Genomic DNA, 19,008 nt, shown 5'->3' with positions numbered 1-19,008 from the left:
TATTGTTAGGGTTTCCGGCGGGCGGACCCGCCGGAAGCAGGGACTGCGTGTGGCTTAACGGCCCGACTTGATCGTGGTCCAGCTGCGGGTCATGGTGCGCTGTACCTTGGCCGGCAGGTCCGGGAAGGCATAGAGCTTCTGCATCACCTCCTCGGTGGGGTAAATGCCCGGATCGTTGCGGATTTCCTCGTCCACCAGCGCGGTGGCCGCGGCATTGCCGTTGGGGAACTGCACCTCGTTGGTGATCTCCGCCATGATCTCCGGTTGCATCAGGAAGTTCATGAAGGCATGGGCGGCCTCGACGTTCGAGGCGTCGGCGGGGATCGCCACCATGTCGAAGAAGGTGCCGGCGCCTTCCTTGGGAATCTTGTAGGCAACCGTCACCCCTCCGTTGGCCTCCTCGGCACGCGCCTTCGCCTGGTAGACGTCGCCGGAATAGCCGATGGCTACGCAGATATTGCCGTTGGCCAGGTCGGAGATGTACTTGGACGAGTGGAAGTAGGCGATCGACGGGCGAATCTTGAGGAACAGCTGCTCAGCCTCCTTGAGCTCCTTCGGGTCCTGGCTGTCCGGCTGGTAACCCAGATAGTGCAGCGCGGCCGGCAGGATCTCGGTGGGCGAGTCGAGGAACGCCACGCCGCAGGACTTCAGCTTGTCGATGTTTTCCGGCTTGAACAGCAGGTCCCAGGAGTCGACCGGGGCATTGTCGCCGAGTACCGCCTTAACCTTGTCCGGGTTGTAACCGATGCCGATGGAGCCCCACATGTAGGGGAAGGCGTACTGGTTGCCCGGATCGCTGACCTCCAGGGTTTTCAGCAGGTCGGGGTTGAGGTTCTTCCAGTTCGGCAACTTGGACCTGTCCAGTGGCTGGTAGACCTTGGCCTTGATCTGCTTGGCGAGGAAGTTGTTGGACGGCACGACGATGTCATAACCCGACTGGCCGGAGAGCAGCTTGGCCTCCAGGGTTTCGTTGCTGTCGAAGACGTCGTAGACCACCTTGATGCCGGTCTCCTTCTGGAATTTCTCCACCGTGTCCGCGGCGATGTAGTCCGACCAGTTGTAGACGTTCAGCACCTTGTCCTCAGCCTGGGCGACGCCGGCGACGGCGCCCGCCAGGGACAACGCGAGAAGGGTTTTGCCGAATCTTTTCATGCGTACAGCTCCTGTTGTCGTAGAAGTATTCCGGAACGTGGCGCAGCCTCACTGCACCACCTCCCGGTGAGCCTGGCCAACGCACGGATGCAGTCTGGCAAGGTCCTGGCACTCTTTACAACTTTCAGGCCTAAGGGGCCTGGAACGCTAACGATCTTTCACTCAGCTCAGCACGGCCTTGGCGGTCAGGTCGAGGCACAGGCGTGCCTTGTCCACCAGTTCGTCGATCTCCGCCTTGCTGATCACCAGGGGCGGCGAAATGATCATGGTGTCGCCGACCGCGCGCATGATCAGGCCGTTGTCGAAGCAGTGGCCGCGGCAGATCATGCCCACCGCCAGCTCGCTCGGGTAACGCGTGCGGGTCGCCTTGTCCTTGACCAGCTCGATGGCGCCGAGCAGGCCGACGCCGCGCACCTCGCCCACCAGCGGATGGTCGGCGAGCTCGCGCAGACGCTTCTGCAAGTAGGGTGCCGTCTGCTCCCGGACCCGCTCGACGATCTTCTCGTCGCGCAGGATGCGCAGGTTCTCCAGGGCCACGGCCGCGCCCACCGGATGCCCCGAGTAGGTGAAGCCGTGGTTGAAGTCGCCGCCCTGGTTGAGCACCTCGACGATCTCGTCGCGCACCACCAGCCCGCCCATGGGCACATAGCCGGAGGTCAGGCCCTTGGCGATGGTCATCATGTCCGGGGCGTTGCCGTAGTAGTCGCTGCCGAACCACTCGCCGGTGCGGCCGAAGCCACAGATGACCTCGTCGGCGACGAACAGGATGTCGTATTTGCCGAGTATCTCGCGGACCTTCGGCCAGTAGCTGTCCGGCGGGACGATCACCCCGCCGGCGCCCTGGATCGGCTCGGCGATGAAGGCGGCGACGTTGTCCTCGCCGACCTCGAGGATCTTCTGCTCCAGCTGCTCGGCGGCCCAGATGCCGAACTCGTCGGGGCTCATCTCGCCGCCCTCGCCGAACCAGTAGGGCTGCGGGATATGCTCGATGCCGGGGATCGGCAGATCGCCCTGCTCGTGCATGAACTTCATGCCGCCCAGGCTGGCGCCGGCCACGGTGGAGCCGTGGTAGCCGTTGAGCCGGCTGATGACGACCTTCTTGCTCGGCTTGCCCTTGATCGCCCAGTAGTGGCGGACCATGCGCAGCATGGTGTCGTTGCCTTCGGAGCCGGAGCCGGTGAAGAACACGTGATTCATGCCCGCGGGGGCCAGCTCGGCGATGGCCTTGGCCAGCTCCAGCACCGGCGGGTGGGCGGTCATGAAGAAGGTGTTGTAGAACGGCAGCTCGCGCATCTGCGCGGCCGCCGCCTGGACCAGCTCCTCGCGCCCGTAACCCAGCGCCACGCACCACAGGCCGGCCATGCCGTCGAGGATCTTGTTGCCCTCGCTGTCCCACAGGTACACCCCCTCGGCCCTGGTGATGATGCGCGGGCCGACCTCCGCCAGCTGCTTGAAGTCACTGAACGGCGCCAGGTGATGGTCGCGGCTCATGGCCTGCCACTCGCGGGTTTTCGGGTTGTTCACGGGTTTGCTCATAGCTACCTCAGATTGCATGCTTTGATCGGGGGCCGGCGGGCGCTGCCGCCGGCCCCGCTCGCTCAGACCGACAACAGCAGGAACTCACGCTCCCAGGAGCTGATGACCCGCTTGAAGTTCTCGTGCTCGGCGCGCTTGACCGCGACGTAGCCACTGACGAACTTGTGGCCCAGGTACTCCTTCACCATCTCGCAGGCCTCCATGCGCTCCAGCGCCGCCTCCAGGGTCAGCGGCAGGCGCAGGTTGCGCCGCTCGTAGCCGCGGCCCACCACCGGCGCGCTGGGCTCGATGCCCTCGACCATGCCGATGTAGCCGCACAGCAGGCTGGCGGCCAGGGCCAGGTAGGGGTTGGCGTCGGCACCGGCCAGGCGGTTCTCCACCCGGCGGTTCTGCGCCCCGGAATCCGGCACGCGCAGGCCGACGGTGCGGTTCTCCTCGCCCCACTCGACGTTCACCGGCGCCGAGGTGTCCGGCAGGAAGCGGCGGAACGAGTTGACGTTCGGCGCGAACAGCGGCAGCACCTCGGGAATGAACTTCTGCAGGCCGCCGATGTGATGGAGGAACAGCTCGCTCATCGAGCCGTCGTCGTTGGAGAAGATGTTCCGCCCGGTCTCCAGGTCGACGATGCTCTGGTGCAGGTGCATGGCGCTGCCCGGCTCGTCGGTGATCGGCTTGGCCATGAAGGTGGCCGCCACGTCGTGCTTGAGCGCGGCCTCGCGCATGGTGCGCTTGAACACCAGGATCTGGTCGGCCAGCTCCAGGGCATCGCCGTGACGGAAGTTGATCTCCATCTGCGCCGGACCTTCCTCGTGGATCAGGGTGTCCAGGTCCAGGCCCTGCAGCTCGCACCAGTCGTACATGTCCTCGAACAGCGGATCGAACTCGTTGGCCGCATCGATGGAAAACGACTGGCGTCCGGTTTCCGGCCGGCCGGAGCGGCCCAGCGGCGCCTCCAGGGGGAAGTCCGGGTCGCCGCAGCGCTTGGTCAGGTAGAACTCCATCTCCGGCGCGACGATCGGCTTCCAGCCCTTGTCGGCGTAGAGCCTGAGCACCTTCTTCAGCAGGTTGCGCGGCGACAGCTCGATCGGGTTGCCCTGCTTGTCGTAGGTGTCGTGGATCACCTGGGCGGTCGGTTCTATGGCCCAGGGCACCAGATACACGGCGTTCTCGTCCGGGCGGCAGACCATGTCGATGTCGGCCGGGTCGAGCAACTCGTAGTAGACGTCGTCCTCGACATAGTCGCCGGTGACGGTCTGCAGCAGCACGCTCTCGGGGAGGCGCATGCCCTTCTCGTCGAGGAACTTGTTGGTCGGCGAGATCTTGCCGCGGGCAATCCCGGTAAGATCGCTGACCAGGCATTCGACTTCGGTGATTTTGCGTTCTTTCAGCCAGCTCGAAAGCTGGTCCAGTTTGGTACTCATAGAGACCTCAGGGTTGGAAAGAGCCGATTCCTTTATAGCCGGCTCAGCGTTGCCCCGCCCTCTTCCTGCAAGCCTCACCAAAGGCCTGGAAGATGGCGAGATAGTTCGGGTTGGATCCTACCTGCCACTCGGGGTGCCATTGCACCCCGAGGGCGAAGCTTGGCGCACCTTCGACGGAGAAGGCTTCGATCAACCCGTCTGGCGCCAGTGCCTCTACGCGAAGGCCCGGCGCCAGACGCTCAACGCCCTGGCCATGAATGGAATTGACCTCAATCTCGCCCGGCAAGCCGAGGCCGGCGAGCACCCCACCCGGCTGCACCTGCAGCCGGTGACTGGGGGCATACTGCACCTCGAGCGGCGCGTCCTGCGGCTCGCGGTGGTCCATCATCCCGGCCACTTCGTGCACCTTCTGGTGCAGGCTGCCGCCGAAGGCCACGTTCATTTCCTGGAAGCCGCGGCAGATGCCCAGCAGCGGAATGCCGGCGTCGATGGCCTGGCGGATCAGCGGCAGGGTGGTGCGATCGCGTGCCGGATCGTGCTGGGTGCCGGCGCTGCTCGGCGGGCCACTATAATGATGGGGCTCGACGTTGGACGGCGAGCCGGTGAACAACAGGCCGTGCAGATTATCGAGCAGCGACGGCTGGTCGATCAGCTCGCCCAGGGCCGGAATGATCAGCGGCAGGCCACCGGCTCCGACGACCACGGCGCGAACATACTTGTCGCCGGTTATATGGTAGGGATGCAGACCGATCTGCTTGGTACAGGCGGTGACGCCGATCAACGGCAGGTGTGGCATGGGACACCCGTTTTATTGCTGTTATGGGTTTGAGCCGAGCTTAGCCTTGTTCATTTTTTTACACAATAGTCATGTAAAAAATCGAACACAGTCCGCTGAGCGGCGCGCCGGGCCTGGCCGCGCGCGGCCCTCAGCCGCCCTGAAACGCCCTGTATTTGGCCACGCGGCCCTTTTTTAGGGCAGAATACGCCTCTCTTGACAGCGTTTGGTGTTTAGGATTGACTCACAGTCGTGCAGTCGCATGATTGATATTTTTAACAAAAAAGGTGTTGCATCATGTCGGTACCCCCGCGTGCCGTTCAGCTTAATGAAGCGAACGCGTTCCTTAAGGAACATCCTGAGGTCCAGTTCGTCGACCTTCTCATTGCAGATATGAATGGCGTGGTGCGCGGCAAGCGCATCGAGCGCGCCAGCCTCCACAAGGTGTACGAGAAAGGCATCAACCTGCCGGCTTCCCTGTTCGCCCTGGATATCAACGGCTCGACGGTGGAAAGCACCGGCCTGGGCCTGGATATCGGTGACGCCGACCGTATCTGCTTCCCCATCCCCAATACCCTGAGCAACGAGCCTTGGCAGAAGCGCCCCACCGCGCAGCTGCTGATGACCATGCACGAGCTGGACGGCACGCCTTTCTTCGCCGACCCGCGGGAGGTATTGCGCCAGGTGGTGCAGAAGTTCGACGAACTAGGCCTGACCATCTGCGCCGCTTTCGAACTGGAGTTCTACCTGATCGACCAGGAGAACGTGAACGGCCGTCCGCAGCCGCCACGTTCGCCGATCTCCGGCAAGCGCCCGCATTCCACCCAGGTCTACCTGATCGACGACCTCGACGAATACGTCGACTGCCTGCAGGACATGCTCGAAGCCGCCAAGGAGCAAGCCCTGCCGGCCGACGCCATCGTCAAGGAGAGCGCCCCGGCGCAGTTCGAGGTCAACCTGCACCACGTCGATGACGCCATCAAGGCCTGCGACTATGCGCTGCTGCTCAAGCGCCTGATCAAGAACATCGCCTACGACCACGAGATGGACTCGACCTTCATGGCCAAGCCCTATCCGGGCCAGGCCGGCAACGGCCTGCACGTGCACGTCTCGCTGCTCGACAAGAAGACCGGCAAGAACATCTTCACCTCCGAGGACCCGCTGCAGAGCGACGTGCTGCGCCACGCCATCGGCGGCATCCTCGACACCATGCCGGCGTCGATGGCCTTCCTCTGTCCGAACGTCAACTCCTATCGGCGCTTCGGCGCCCAGTTCTACGTGCCCAACGCACCGAGCTGGGGCCTGGACAACCGCACCGTGGCGGTGCGCGTGCCGACCGGCAGTGCCGACGCGGTGCGCATCGAACACCGGGTCGCCGGCGCCGATGCCAACCCCTACCTGATGATGGCGGCGATCCTCGCCGGCATTCACCACGGCATGACCAACAAGATCGAGCCGGGCGAGCCGATCGAGGGCAACTCCTACGAGCAGCTGGAGCAGAGCCTGCCGAACAACCTGCGCGATGCCCTGCGCGAGCTGGACGACAGCGAGGTGCTGAACAAGTACATCAGCCCCGAGTACATCGACATCTTCGTCGCCTGCAAGGAAGCCGAGCTGGAGGAGTTCGAGACCACCATCTCCGACCTCGAGTACAACTGGTACCTGCACACCGTGTAAGCAACACCCCCGACGCCGGCCTCGAGCCGGCGTCGTTCTATTCAGCCGGACCCGCCGCATCCTGCTCGCCTGTCGCGCGGGCGGGCAGCGGCCGGCCTGCGCTTGCCGCACCCGACGGCCGCGCCGGATGGCGTGGACCACCATGCTGACAGGGAGACGCCCATGCCCCGCTTGTTTGCTTCGCTGCTGCTTGCCCTGACGCCGCTGCTGGCCGGCGCCGAGGAGGTCATCCGCTTCTACAACTGGAACGACTACATCGCCCCGCAGGTGCTCGAGGACTTCGAGGCCGAGACCGGCATCCGCGTCGAATACCGCACCTTCAGCACCGACGCCGAACTGGACCAGGCCCTGGCCAGCGGCGACGCCATCGACCTCGCCGTGCCGTCGAACGATGAACTGCCGGGCCTGATCGCGGCCGGCACCCTGCAACCGCTGGACTTCACCCTGCTGCCCAACCGTGCCCACCTGGACAAGGAGCTGCTGAGCAAGCTGGCCGCGGCGGACCCGAACAATCGCCATGCCGTGCCCTACCTGTGGGGCGCGGTGGGCCTGGCCATCAACACGGCGCAGGCCGAGGCCGCGTTCGGCGGGCCGCTGCCGGACAGCTGGAGCCTGCTGTTCGACGCCGAGCAGAGCGCGCGTCTGGCCGCCTGCGGCATCAGCCTGCTGGATGCGCCGGACGAGACCCTGTCGCTGCTGCTCAATTACCAGGGGCGCAACCTGACGCGCAGCGCGCCGAGCCGCATCGAGCGCGCCGCCTCTGTGCTCGACGGCCTGCGCCCCCACCTGCGCTACATCGACAGCGAGCGCTATATCGACGACCTCAACCACGGCCGCCTGTGCCTGGCCATGGCCTGGGTCGGCGACGCCCTGGCCGCCGCCGACGCCGGCCAGCCGGTGCGCTTCCTGGTGCCGGACGAGGGTTCGGTGCTGTTCATCGACAACCTGGTGATCCCCCGCAGCGCCCGCCGCGCCGACCTGGCCCACCGCCTCATCGACTACCTGATGCGCCCCGAGGTCGCCGCCCGGATCACCGCGGCAGTCCTCTACCCCAACGCCAACGTCGCCTCCCAGGCCTTCCTCGACCCGGCCCTGCGCAGCCAGCCCGGCCTCTACCCGGATCGCGACACCAAGCGCCGCCTGTACGCCCTGACGGCCATGCCGCAGAAGCACGCCGTCGTCCGCGACCGGGTCTGGACGCGCTTTCGCGCCGCCCCCTGAGCCGGCGAGCGGTGCGCCCAGGGCGCCTGCGGCTTGCTTCCGGGATGACGGCTGACGTCCAATAAGCCGTCCCCTGCCGAGAAGACCGCCATGCCGCGCCCCGCCACCGCCCGCAAACCCCGCGCCAGCAGCCAGGCGCGCATCGCCGTGATCCTCGCCGCCGCCCGCGAACTGCTCGCCGAACAGGGCGTGGCCGGCCTGTCGATCTACAGCGTGGCCGAGCGCGCGGCGATTCCGCCCTCCTCGGTGTACCACTTCTTCGCCAGCGTGCCGGCGCTGCTCGAAGCCCTGACCGCGGATATCCACGCCGCCTTTCGCGCCAGCCTGCAGGCGCCGGTGGCCCACGCCGAGCTGGACGCCTGGCGCGACCTGTCGCGCATCGTCGAACGGCGCATGCTGGCGATCTACGCCGAGGATGCCGCCGCCCGTCAGCTGATCCTCGCCCAGCACGGCCTGGCCGAGGTGACCCAGGCCGACCGCCAGCATGACATCGAACTGGGTCAGCTGATGCAGGCGCTGTTCCAGCGCCACTTCGTCCTGCCGCCGCTGCCGGAGGATGTCGACGTGTTCGCCCTGGCCATGGAGCTGGGCGACCGGGTCTACGCCCGCTCGGTGCAACTGCACGGCCAGATTAGTCCGCGCCTGGCCGAGGAGGGCATGCGCGTGTTCGACGCCTACCTGGGCCTGTACCTGCCGCCCTGCCTGCCGAAGAGAGCCCAGCCGCTGCCGCCCGAATAGGGCCGAGGGAACGCCATCGCATCGACTCCAGCCGGGCGGTAGCGGGCGCCTGGGCTGCCCCTACACACCGTTTTATATCGATATTTATCTGTTTATGAAGCAGTATTATCTGCCTTTTTAATTATCAACCCTTTTAATACCGATATTTATCGGCTATAAGATGCACAGCCGCTCGCCGACTCCGGGTCCGCCGAGCCGGCATCGCCATCGGCCGCCGTGCGCGTGCAGCGGCCGCCGCCCATAGCTCCTACGAGGTGTTCCATGTCCCGCATCGTCACCGTCGCCGCCACCCAGATGGCCTGTTCCTGGGATCGCGCCGCCAATATCGCCAACGCCGAGAGGCTGGTGCGCCAGGCCGCCGCCCAGGGCGCGCAGATCATCCTGATCCAGGAACTGTTCGAGACGCCGTACTTCTGCCAGAAGCCGAACCCCGACTACCTGCAGCTGGCCACCCCGGCGGAGGCCAACGAGGCCATCGCCCACTTCCAGCGGGTCGCCAAGGAACTGCAGGTGGTGCTGCCGATCAGCTTCTTCGAGCTGGCCGGGCGCGCGCGCTACAACAGCATCGCCATCATCGACGCCGACGGCAGCAACCTCGGCATCTACCGCAAGAGCCACATCCCGGACGGCCCCGGCTACCACGAGAAGTACTACTTCAACCCGGGCGACACCGGCTTCAAGGTGTGGAACACCCGCTACGCCAAGATCGGCGTGGGCATCTGCTGGGACCAGTGGTTCCCCGAGTGCGCGCGCAGCATGGCCCTGCTCGGCGCCGAGATCCTCTTCTATCCGACCGCCATCGGCAGCGAGCCCCACGACCCGAGCATCAGCTCCCGCGACCACTGGCAGCGCGTGCAGCAGGGCCACGCCGGCGCCAACCTGATGCCGCTGGTGGCGAGCAACCGCATCGGCCGCGAGGACCAGGACGACTACCACATCCGCTTCTACGGCAGCTCCTTTATCGCCGACCAGTTCGGCCAGAAGGTCGAGGAACTGAACGAGACCGAGGAAGGCGTGCTGGTGCACCGCTTCGACCTCGACCGGCTGGAGCACGTACGCAGCGCCTGGGGCAGCTTCCGCGACCGCCGGCCCAACCTCTACGGCCCGCTCAAGACCCTGGACGGGACCCTGCAGTCCTGATCTCCACATGCCCGGCAGGAAGGTCGAGGCGCCCTAGCCATCGCCCTCGACCATGGCTAGCGCTACCCTTAACCTACGCGGCCCGACCTGTGCGGGCCGCCCCCCCTCTCAGTCAGCTCCACGTTTTGGTGATCCAATGACCGCACTGACCAGCACCCCCCGCGCCGACGGCTTCCGCATGCCGGCCGAGTGGGAACCCCACGCCCAGACCTGGATGGTCTGGCCGCAGCGCCCGGACAACTGGCGCCTCGGCGGCAAGCCGGCCCAGGCCGCCTTCGCCGCGGTGGCCAAGGCCATCGCCGAGTTCGAAGCGGTGACCGTCTGCGTCTCGGCCGAACAGTACGAGAACGCCCGCGCGCGCCTGGACCACCCGGCCATCCGCCTGGTGGAGATCAGCACGGACGACGCCTGGGTGCGCGACACCGGGCCGACCTTCGTCTGCAACGAGCGGGGCGAGGTGCGCGGCGTGGACTGGGCCTTCAACGCCTGGGGCGGTTTCGACGGCGGCCTGTACTTCCCCTGGCAGCGCGACGACCAGGTGGCGAGCAAGATCCTCGAGATCGAGCGCTGCGCCCGCTATCGCACCGAGGGCTTCGTGCTCGAGGGCGGCTCGATCCACGTCGACGGCGAAGGCACCCTGATCACCACCGAGGAGTGCCTGCTCAACCGCAACCGCAACCCGCACCTGGACCGCGCGGCGATCGAGCAGCGGCTGCGCGAGCACCTGGCCATCGATACGGTGATCTGGCTGCCGGACGGCCTGTTCAACGACGAGACCGACGGCCACGTCGACAACTTCTGCTGCTACGTGCGCCCCGGCGAGGTGCTGTTGGCCTGGACCGACGACCCGCAGGACCCCAACTACCCGCGCTGCCAGGCCGCCATGGCCGTGCTGGAGCAGGCCCGCGACGCCCGCGGCCGCCAGCTGATCGTGCACAAGATGCCGATTCCCGGCCCGCTGCATGCCAGCGAGGAGGAGTGCGCCGGGGTCGACCTGGCCGCCGGCAGCCAGGAGCGCAGCCCGGCGGTGCGCCTGGCCGGCTCCTACGTCAACTTCCTGATCGTCAATGGCGGCATCGTCGCCCCCAGCTTCGACGACCCCAGGGACGAAGAGGCCCGCGCCATCCTCCAGCGGCTGTTCCCCGAGCACCGGGTGGTGCTGGTGCCCGGCCGGGAGATCCTCCTCGGCGGCGGCAACATCCACTGCATCACCCAGCAGCAGCCGGCGCCGCAACGGCGCTGAGCCCCGGACCTGGGCTGGCGAGCCTTACGCCGGCCTAGGCCGTCTGCTGCAGGGCCCGGCGGGTGCTGTCCGGGTCCAGGGCGTGCAACGCCTGGTACTGGCTGGTGAACACCTGGCCGCCGAAGTCCTGGAGAAAGTCCGAGCGCTGCAGCTGATCCATCACCGGTCCCTTCACTTCCGACAGGTGCAGCTGCGCGCCGGCGCTGCGCAGGCGCTCGGCGATGGCCTCCAGGCTGTCCAGGGCGCTGGCATCGATCAGGTTGACCCCCGAGCACATCAGCACCAGGTGGCACACCTCGGGCCGCGCGGCGATCAGCTCGCCGATGCGCTCCTCCAGAAAGCGCGCATTGGGAAAGTACAGGCTCTCGTCGACCCGCAGCGACAGTACGCTGGGGCTCTGCACCACGGCATGGCGCAGGATGTTGCGAAAGTGCTCGCTGCCCGGCAGCTGGCCGACCACCGCCATGTGCGGACGGCTGGTGCGCCAGAGGAACAGCAGCAGCGACAGGCCGACGCCCAGCAGGATGCCGACCTCGACCCCGAGCAGCAGCACGCCGCCCAGGGTGGCCGCCTGCGCCGCGCCGTCCTGGCGGGAATAGCGCCAGGTCTGGCGTAGCGCGCCGAGGTCGACCAGGCCCAGCACCGCGACGATGATCGCCGCCGCCAGCACCGCCTGGGGCAGGTCGTGCAGCCAGGGGGTCAGCAGCAGCGCGCTGAGGGCGATGCCGAATGCGGTCAACACGCCGGCCATGGGCGTCTGCGCGCCCGCCTCGAAGTTGACCACCGAGCGGGCGAAGCCGCCGGTCACCGGCATGCCGGCGCTGAACGCCGCCGCCAGGTTGGCCGCGCCGAGGCCGAGCAGCTCGCGGTCCGGGGCGATGCGCTGGCGGCGCTTGGCCGCCAGGGTCTGCGCCACCGAGACCGACTCGACGAAACCGATCAGGCTGATCAGTGCCGCGGCCGGCAGCAGCTGCGCCATCAGCGCCAGGTCCAGGGGCGGCAGGGTCAGAGGCGGCAGGCCGCTGGGGATGCTGCCGACCACCCGCACCCCGGCCTGCTCCAGCTGCAGCGCGCCGACCAGCAGCACCGAGACGACGATGGCCAGTACCGGCCCGGCCTTGGCCAGACTGGCCGCCAGTCGCGGATCGGCGCCGAGGCCGAGCAGCAGCGGCCGCAGCTGCTGCCGCGCCCACCAGAGAAACAGCAGGCTGCCGGCGCCGATCGCCAGGGTCGGCAGATGGACCCGCGGCAGGCCGGCATAGAGCGCGGGCAGCAGCTGCGGCAGGGCCTGGCCCGAGGCCGGGATGCCGAGGATATGCTGCAACTGGCCCACGGCGATGAGCAGGCCGGAGGCGCTGATAAAGCCCGAGATCACCGGATGGCTGAGGAAGTTGGCGAGGAAACCCAGGCGCAGCAGCGCCATGCCCAGCAACAGCAGCGCCGACAGCAGGGCCAGCAGCAGGGCCGCGCCCAGGTACTCGGCGCTGCCCGGGGCGAACAGCGGGCCGAGGGCCGCGGCGGTCATCAGCGACACCACCGCCACCGGGCCGACCGCCAGGGTGCGGCTGGAGCCGAACAGGGCATAGGCCAGCAGCGGCAGGATGCTGGCGTACAGGCCGGTCTGCGGCGGCAGCCCGGCCAGCATGGCGTAGGCCAGGCCCTGGGGAATCAGCATCAGGGTGACGATCAGCGCAGCCAGGCCATCCTGGCCGGCCACCCGGCGGTCGTAGCCGCGCAGCCAGTCCGGGCGCCACCTCATCGGAACATGTTCAACGGGATTTTCAGGTAGCGGGTGCCGTTGCCCTCGGCGGGCGGCAACTCGCCGCCGCGCATGTTCACCTGCACCGCCGGCAGGATCAGCGCCGGCACGTTCAGCTCGGCATCGCGGGCGCGGCGCATGGCGACGAAGCTCGCCTCGTCGATGCCCTCGCGCACCTGCACGTTGTGTGCGCGCTGCTCGGCCACCGTGGTCTGGTACTGGTAGTGGTCGCGGCCCGGCGCCTTGTAGTCGTGGCACAGGAACACCCGGGTCTGCCCGGGCAACTCGAACAGTCGGCGGATCGAGCGGTACAGCGCCCGCGCGTCGCCGCCGGGGAAATCGCAGCGGGCGGTGCCGTAGTCGGGCATGAACAGGGTGTCGCCGACGAAGGCGGCATCGCCGATCAGGTAGGTCATGCAGGCCGGGGTGTGGCCCGGGGTGTGCAGCGCCCGCGCCGCGAGCGTGCCGACGCCGAAGGCCTCGCCATCCGCGAACAGACGGTCGAACTGGCGGCCATCGGCGACGAAGTCGCCGCCGCAGTTGAACAGCTTGGCGAAGGTCGCCTGCACCTCGGTGATGCGCGCCCCTATGCCGAGTTGCCCGCCCAGTTCGGCCTTGATATAGGCCGCCGCGCTCAGGTGATCGGCGTGCACATGGGTCTCCAGCACCCAGTCGACCCGCAGCCCCTGCGCGCGCACATGGGCGACCAGGCGCTCGGCCCCCGCGTGCGAAGTACGGCCGGCAGCCGCATCGTAGTCCAGCACCGGGTCGATGATGGCGCAGCGCCCGCTGCCCGGATCGCTGACCACATAGCTGTAGCTGGAGGTAGGCGGATCGAAGAAGGCGGCGATTGCGGGGGACATGACGACTCCTCAGGCGCTGTGGCGGCGCTGCTGGACGGCGAACAGGAGCATCCCGGCCAGCATCGCCAGCACGAACAGGACGGCCTGCCAGTGGCCGCTGAACAGGATGACCAGGGCCGGCCCCGGACAGATGCCGGCGAGGCCCCAGCCGATGCCGAACACCAGGCTACCACCGATCAGACGCCGATCCAGTTCGCGTTTGCCCGGCAGCCGCACGACCGCGCCGAGCAACGAGCGGGAACGGCCCCTGGCCCAGGCCATGGGCGCGGCGGCGACGCCGATGGCCCCGGCCATGACCAGCAGCAGCGACGGGTCCCAGGCCCCGGCCAGGTCGAGGAAGCCGAGCACCTTGGCCGGGTTGGCCATGCCCGAGAGCAACAGGCCGAGACCGAAGAGCAGGCCGGCGAGCAATGCGGTGAGTGAGCGCATCCTCAGCCTCCGAGCAGATGACGCAGGACGAACACCGTGAGAAAACCGCTGGCCATGAAGCCGAGCGTGGCCGCCAGCGACCGCGGCGACAGGCGCGCGACGCCGCACACGCCATGGCCGCTGGTGCAACCGGAGCCGTAGCGGGTGCCGAGGCCGACCAGCAGGCCGGCCAGCAGCACCCCCAGCCAGCCCCCCTCGAACTCGACCGCCGGCATGGCGGCGAACAGCCCCCACAGCGCCGGTGCCAGGAGCAGGCCGAGCAGGAACAGCGCCTTCTCGGCCCGGCCTTCGCCCCCCTCCAGGACACCGCCGAGCAGGCCGCTGATGCCGGCGATGCGGCCATTGCCCAGCATGAACAGGGCCGCGCCCAGGCCGATCAGGGCGCCGCCGGCCAGGGAGGCCCAGGGGCTGAAATGCAGCCAGTCGATGGTCATGCGGTCTCTCCCGCGCAGAACAGCCGATACAGGGTGTCGATCAGCGCCAATGCCGCCGGACTGCTGATCCGGTAGTGAATCTGCTTGCCGGCGCGGCGGGTGGCCACCAGCCCCTCGCGGCGCAGTACCGCCAGCTGCTGGGACAGGGTCGGCTGGAGGATGCCGAGCTGGGCCTCCAGCTCGCCGACGCTGCGCTCACCCTCGGCGAGCTGGCAGAGCAGCAGCAGGCGGTCGGCATTGGCCAGCGCCTTGAGCAGCTGGCCGGCGGCATCGGCATTGGCGCGCAGCCGCTGGATATCCTGGGACGCTTCGGACGTATTCATCGGCCGCTCTCACTTAAGACAAAAACAATCTATTTTTTTATAGACTGTAATGCAAGCCCGGGCCACCGCGCCGCTCAGGCAGGCGGACCTAGGGGCCAGTCCGCGAAACGCAAAAGCCCGCCGATTGGCGGGCTTTTGCGGGCCTCGTCACGGCCGGGCAGGATGCAACTACCCGGTCGTGCCAGTCTCCCGTCGCGGGCGGAGCAGCCTTACAGCAGCGGCAGGGTGTAGCTGACGATCAGGCGATTCTCGTCGATGTCGTTGGCGAAGTTCGAGCGCACCATCGCATTGCGCCAGCGTACGCCGAGGTTCTTCAGCGCGCCGGACTGGAACACGTACATCAGCTCGGTGTCGCGCTCCCACTCCTTGCCCTCGGAACGGTTGGCACCCAGTTCGACGTTGTCGCCGCTCAGGTAGCGGGTCATGAAGGTCAGGCCGGGAACGCCGATGGAGGCGAAGTTGAAGTCGTAGCGCGCCTGCCAGGACTGCTCGTCCTTGTTGGCGAAATCGCCGATCTGCACGTAGTTGACCAGGAACGGGTCGGTGCCGTTGATGTAGGCGAAACCGGTGTCGCCGCTCATCTTCTGATAGCCCAGGCCGAAGCTGTGGCCGCCCAGGCCGTAGGTGAGCATGGCGCCGAGGGCCTTGTTGTCGACGTTGCTGCGCGAGCCGTCGTCGGTGGAGCGGGCATAGCGCAGGTCGGTCTTCAGGCTCTGCTTGTCGCCCAGCGGCAGCACGTGCACCAGGTTGAAGGAGTTCTGCTTGTACAGGTCCTCCAGGTTGGAGTGGTAGTAGGCCGCGGTCAGGTCCTGGGTCAGCTTGTAGCTGCCGCCGAGGAACTGGAAGGAATCGGTGCTGGTGCCACCGCTGGTGGCGATGCCGCGCCGGCCGCCGCTGGTGATGGCGATGTCCTCGAAGTCGCCGGAGTTGCGGTGGTTGACCTCGCGCAGGTAGCCGCCGTCCAGGGTCAGGCCGTCGATTTCCTGGGAGACCAGGTGACCCCCCTTGAACACCTGCGGGGTCAGGCGGCTGTCGCTGGAGGCGATGGCCATGTTCTTGAACTGCATGCTGCCGGCGCGCAGGGTGCTCTTGGAGGCCTTGACCTTGGCGGCGACGGCCAGGTCGGAGGAGTAGTCCTGGGAGCCGCCGGAACGATCGGGCACCAGCAGGCCGCTACCGGCGGTGCCGTCGCCGGAGTCCAGCTTGAAGCCGAGCATGCCGATGGCATCGAGGCCGAAGCCCACGGTGCCTTCGGTATAGCCCGACTCCGCGCGCAGGATGAAGCCCTGCGCCCACTCCTCCTGCTTGGCCTGGCTCGGGGTCGGCCGGCTGTCCTGACGGAAATCCCGGTTGAAGTAGAAGTTGCGCGCTTCCAGGCTGGCCTTGCTGTCCTTGATGAACTCGGCCTGGGCCAGCGGGCTCAGGGACAGGGTGCCGGCGGCTATGGCCAGAGCCAGGGAGGTCTTTTTCATTATGGTTTACTCCAGTGTGGTAGGGGTGACGCACCGGCCGGCGCAGGCTTCAGGGCGAAGAGACAGGCGCCGGCCGAATTCGGTCGCCACCGCCCCCGTCCGGACCGGCAGCCGCAGGGCTGCCCGGGGCGCCGAAGGGGGCGGGGCGCGTGGCTATCAGGGGCGGACGACGAAGCGCGGAGCCTGGGCCGGAGGGGTAGGCCAGGGAGCGACGGAGCGGCGGCAGGTGAGGTTCATCGGCGCGGATCTCTTCGTTGTTATTCTGCGCCTGCCCGAGGGGCCGGCGTGGGTCTGAAGAGCCCTACGCAGGTACTGTGCCAATTTCGAAACGGTGGCCGGGGGACGCTCTGGGACGCGGATCGGGCGGGCCCGCATGGCGCCTGCGGGGTCGATGAGCCGCGGCAGCTGGGCGGATTTTCGCCTAGCCGTAATCCTGCATCGGCGGATTTTCGCCACACGCGGGCGGGCGTTCGCAGCCTAGCCGCGGACGATCTGGTCCTTGCCCTGGCGCTTGGCCCGGTACATGGCCGCGTCGGCACGGGCGAACAGGCCATCGAGGTTCTGGTCGCCACGCTCCAGGCAGGTCAGCCCCTGGCTGACGGTGATGCCGAACTGCTTGCCCCGATGGCTGAAGCCCAGGCGCTTGACCTCGCGCTGCAGGCGCTCGGCGATCTGCTCGGCCAGGGTCGGCTCGCAGCCGGGAAACAGGGCGGCGAACTCCTCGCCGCCGATGCGCCCGAACAGGTCGCCGCGGCGCAGCACCGAGGCGCCGCACAGGGCCAGGCGCTGCAGCACCTGGTCGCCCATCTGGTGGCCGTAGCTGTCGTTGATCAGCTTGAAGTCATCGATGTCGAGCAGCAGGAAGGCCAGGGGCGTGCCGAACTGGCGGGCGTGCTCGAACTCGCGCAGGGCGCACTCGAAGAAGTGCCGGCGGTTGCTGCTCTGGGTCAGCACGTCGGTGGTGGCCAGGCGGTGCAACTCGCCCTCCAGCTGCTTCTTCTCGGTGATGTCCTCGGCGATGCCGACGATGATCTGCGCCTGCCCGGCCGCGTTCTGGCGGCTGATGAAGCACTTGTCGTTGAGCCAGCGCAGCTGGCCGTCGCCGCGGATGATGCGGTACTCGCGGCTCTCCACCGCACCGGTCTCCAGCACCTTGGCCAGGCTCTCGGCGGCGTAGTCGAGGTCGTCCGGGTAGATGCAGTTGCGCCACTCGGCGTAGTCGGCCAGGAGCAAGGCGGCCGAGCGGCCGAAGATCCGCTCGTAGGCCGGACTGACGTATATCACCCGCTGCAGCTCCCAGTCGAAGGCCCAGAGCACGGCGTTAACACTGCCCAGCAGGGTACTGAACAGCTGCTCGCGCCCGCGCAGGCGCGCCACCTCCGCGCGGCTGTGCAGCAGCGCCAGGGTCAGCTCCTCCAACTCGACGGGGATAGGACTGTGCTCGTCCATGGGGCCGCTCCGCTGACTGCAGGGGGATATACCCAGCATAGAGGCCCGGCGGAGCGGCCAACGCAAAAGCCCGCCGAACGGCGGGCTTTGCAGGCGCGGCGCGGGGCCGCCTCAGTGCGCGGCGGCCGGGCGCAGGGAGTAGCTCTGCAGCTGCCCGGCGAACTCGCGCAGGGACTGGATGCCGCTGGCCTCGGCCTCGTGCACCCACTGCTTGATCGCTTCGAGCATCTCGTGGCCGTTGGAACTGGTCTTGGCCCAGATCTGCTGCAGCGCCAGGCGCTTCTCGTAGATCACCTTGAGCGCCTGACTGTGCGCCAGCATGGCATCGATGCGCAGCTGCTGGCTGTCCTGCAGCAGGCTCGGCTCGCGGGCCAGCAGGCGCTTGGCGCGGCGGAACTGGTGACGCACCGAGGCATCGGCCTTGAGCAGCTCCTGCTTGACCAGCGGGCCGATCACCAGCTTGCGGTACTGGGCCATGATCTGGAAGCGGTTGTTGAGGATCGCCATGGCGGTGTCCATGTCCAGCTGGCGCTTGCCCTCGACCCGATGGGCGATGGGCGCGACCCGCTGCACCTTGGCCAGGCCCAGCAGGCTGAACAGCTTGATCCAGGCCCAGCCCATGTCGAACTCCCACTTGCGCACCGACAGCTTGGCCGAGTTCGGGTAGGTGTGGTGGTTGTTGTGCAGCTCCTCGCCGCCGATCAGGATGCCCCAGGGCACGAGATTGGTGGCCGCGTCGCGGCACTCGAAGTTGCGGTAGCCGACGGCATGGCCGAGGCCGTTGATCACCCCGGCGGCCCAGACCGGGATCCACATCATCTGGATCGCCCAGACGGTCATGCCGAGCACGCCGAACAGGGCCAGGTCGATGATCGCCATCAGGGTCACGCCGCCGATCGGGTAGCGCGAATAGAGGTGGCGCTCGATCCAGTCGTCCGGGCAGTTCTTGCCGTAGATGCGCAGGGTCTCCTGGTTCTTCGCCTCTTCCTGGTAGAGTTCGGCGCCCTTGCGCAGCACCGTGCCCAGGCCCTTGACCACCGGGCTGTGCGGGTCGTCGACGGTTTCGCACTTGGCGTGATGCTTGCGGTGAATGGCGGTCCATTCACGGGTGTTCTGCCCGGTGGTCAGCCACAGCCAGAAGCGGAAGAAGTGTTTCAGGGCCGGGTGCAGCTCCAGGGCGCGGTGCGCCGAGTAGCGGTGCAGATAGACGGTGACGCTGACGATGGTCACATGGGTCAGCACCAGGGTGACCGCGATCAGTTGCCAGACCGACAGGTCGAGAAAGCCGTAGTACCACATGGGGTCGAGTACCTCTGGAAGGTGACGCGGCCTGTTCCAAATATCAGGCCGTTCCGCATTATCCCTGACCTCGGACA

General features: G+C 67.4%; 17 protein-coding genes. 5 read left to right on the top strand and 12 right to left on the bottom strand.

Features of this window, described 5'->3' with window-relative positions; all coding sequences use genetic code 11:
• Nucleotides 1–54: 54 nt before the first annotated feature.
• From I0D00_RS12995 to I0D00_RS12980, 4 genes are all read right to left on the bottom strand, one after another.
• Nucleotides 55–1,152, bottom strand: coding sequence for a polyamine ABC transporter substrate-binding protein (locus I0D00_RS12995; protein ID WP_213640142.1), 1,098 nt, complete (start codon nucleotides 1,150–1,152; stop codon nucleotides 55–57).
• A 162-nt stretch (nucleotides 1,153–1,314) separates the two neighbouring features.
• Complete coding sequence (locus tag I0D00_RS12990) at nucleotides 1,315–2,688, bottom strand: aspartate aminotransferase family protein (RefSeq protein WP_213640141.1); 1,374 nt, start codon at nucleotides 2,686–2,688, stop codon at nucleotides 1,315–1,317.
• Between the two features lie 62 nt (nucleotides 2,689–2,750).
• Nucleotides 2,751–4,109, bottom strand: coding sequence for a glutamine synthetase family protein (locus I0D00_RS12985; protein ID WP_213640140.1), 1,359 nt, complete (start codon nucleotides 4,107–4,109; stop codon nucleotides 2,751–2,753).
• Nucleotides 4,110–4,152: 43 nt separating this feature from the next.
• Nucleotides 4,153–4,905: a gamma-glutamyl-gamma-aminobutyrate hydrolase family protein gene (locus tag I0D00_RS12980; RefSeq protein WP_213640139.1), complete on the bottom strand. Its 753-nt coding sequence runs from the start codon at nucleotides 4,903–4,905 to the stop codon at nucleotides 4,153–4,155.
• Between the two features lie 276 nt (nucleotides 4,906–5,181).
• Here I0D00_RS12980 and I0D00_RS12975 point away from each other — a divergent pair, with 276 nt between their 5' ends.
• The 5 genes from I0D00_RS12975 (at nucleotide 5,182) to aguA (ending at nucleotide 10,903) form a co-directional block, all read left to right on the top strand.
• A complete protein-coding gene (locus tag I0D00_RS12975; protein WP_213640138.1) occupies nucleotides 5,182–6,561 on the top strand; it encodes a glutamine synthetase family protein in 1,380 nt (459 codons plus the stop codon).
• A gap of 162 nt (nucleotides 6,562–6,723) precedes the next feature.
• The gene (locus I0D00_RS12970) at nucleotides 6,724–7,782 is read left to right on the top strand and encodes an extracellular solute-binding protein (RefSeq protein ID WP_213640137.1); all 1,059 of its coding nucleotides are present in this window, start codon (nucleotides 6,724–6,726) and stop codon (nucleotides 7,780–7,782) included.
• Nucleotides 7,783–7,872: 90 nt separating this feature from the next.
• Nucleotides 7,873–8,520 (top strand): TetR/AcrR family transcriptional regulator, encoded by a 648-nt coding sequence (locus tag I0D00_RS12965; RefSeq protein WP_213640136.1) that lies wholly within the window; start codon nucleotides 7,873–7,875, stop codon nucleotides 8,518–8,520.
• A gap of 261 nt (nucleotides 8,521–8,781) precedes the next feature.
• On the top strand, nucleotides 8,782–9,660 hold the full coding sequence (gene aguB / locus I0D00_RS12960; protein WP_213640135.1) for an N-carbamoylputrescine amidase: 879 nt from the start codon (nucleotides 8,782–8,784) through the stop codon (nucleotides 9,658–9,660).
• Nucleotides 9,661–9,796: 136 nt separating this feature from the next.
• The gene (gene aguA / locus I0D00_RS12955; protein WP_213640134.1) at nucleotides 9,797–10,903 is read left to right on the top strand and encodes an agmatine deiminase; all 1,107 of its coding nucleotides are present in this window, start codon (nucleotides 9,797–9,799) and stop codon (nucleotides 10,901–10,903) included.
• A 34-nt stretch (nucleotides 10,904–10,937) separates the two neighbouring features.
• Here the strand turns inward: aguA and I0D00_RS12950 are convergent, their stop codons facing one another.
• The 8 genes from I0D00_RS12950 to desA all read right to left on the bottom strand — a co-directional run bounded on the left by I0D00_RS12950 (nucleotide 10,938) and on the right by desA (nucleotide 18,931).
• Entirely contained in the window at nucleotides 10,938–12,662 is a 1,725-nt protein-coding gene (locus I0D00_RS12950) for a SulP family inorganic anion transporter (RefSeq protein WP_213640133.1), read from the bottom strand.
• Entirely contained in the window at nucleotides 12,659–13,525 is an 867-nt protein-coding gene (locus I0D00_RS12945; RefSeq protein WP_213640132.1) for an MBL fold metallo-hydrolase, read from the bottom strand. Before I0D00_RS12945 ends, I0D00_RS12950 begins: the two co-directional genes overlap by 4 nt.
• 9 nt (nucleotides 13,526–13,534) lie before the next feature.
• Nucleotides 13,535–13,954, bottom strand: a complete 420-nt coding sequence (locus tag I0D00_RS12940; RefSeq protein WP_213640131.1) for a DUF6691 family protein — start codon at nucleotides 13,952–13,954, stop codon at nucleotides 13,535–13,537.
• Nucleotides 13,955–13,956: 2 nt separating this feature from the next.
• Nucleotides 13,957–14,388, bottom strand: coding sequence for a YeeE/YedE family protein (locus I0D00_RS12935; RefSeq protein ID WP_213640130.1), 432 nt, complete (start codon nucleotides 14,386–14,388; stop codon nucleotides 13,957–13,959).
• Nucleotides 14,385–14,711 (bottom strand): ArsR/SmtB family transcription factor, encoded by a 327-nt coding sequence (locus I0D00_RS12930; protein WP_213640129.1) that lies wholly within the window; start codon nucleotides 14,709–14,711, stop codon nucleotides 14,385–14,387. The genes I0D00_RS12935 and I0D00_RS12930 overlap by 4 nt, the downstream gene beginning before the upstream one ends.
• 209 nt (nucleotides 14,712–14,920) lie before the next feature.
• Nucleotides 14,921–16,183, bottom strand: a complete 1,263-nt coding sequence (locus I0D00_RS12925; protein WP_213640128.1) for an OprD family porin — start codon at nucleotides 16,181–16,183, stop codon at nucleotides 14,921–14,923.
• Nucleotides 16,184–16,660: 477 nt separating this feature from the next.
• Nucleotides 16,661–17,632 (bottom strand): GGDEF domain-containing protein, encoded by a 972-nt coding sequence (locus tag I0D00_RS12920; RefSeq protein ID WP_213640127.1) that lies wholly within the window; start codon nucleotides 17,630–17,632, stop codon nucleotides 16,661–16,663.
• Between the two features lie 111 nt (nucleotides 17,633–17,743).
• On the bottom strand, nucleotides 17,744–18,931 hold the full coding sequence (desA, locus tag I0D00_RS12915) for a delta-9 fatty acid desaturase DesA (RefSeq protein WP_213640126.1): 1,188 nt from the start codon (nucleotides 18,929–18,931) through the stop codon (nucleotides 17,744–17,746).
• Nucleotides 18,932–19,008 lie beyond the last annotated feature (77 nt).

The sequence above is a fragment of the Pseudomonas lalucatii genome (genome assembly GCF_018398425.1).
Taxonomy (GTDB): domain Bacteria; phylum Pseudomonadota; class Gammaproteobacteria; order Pseudomonadales; family Pseudomonadaceae; genus Aquipseudomonas; species Aquipseudomonas lalucatii.
The sequence above is the reverse complement of the archived record's forward strand: the minus strand, read 5'-3'. Positions and strand labels throughout refer to the sequence as shown.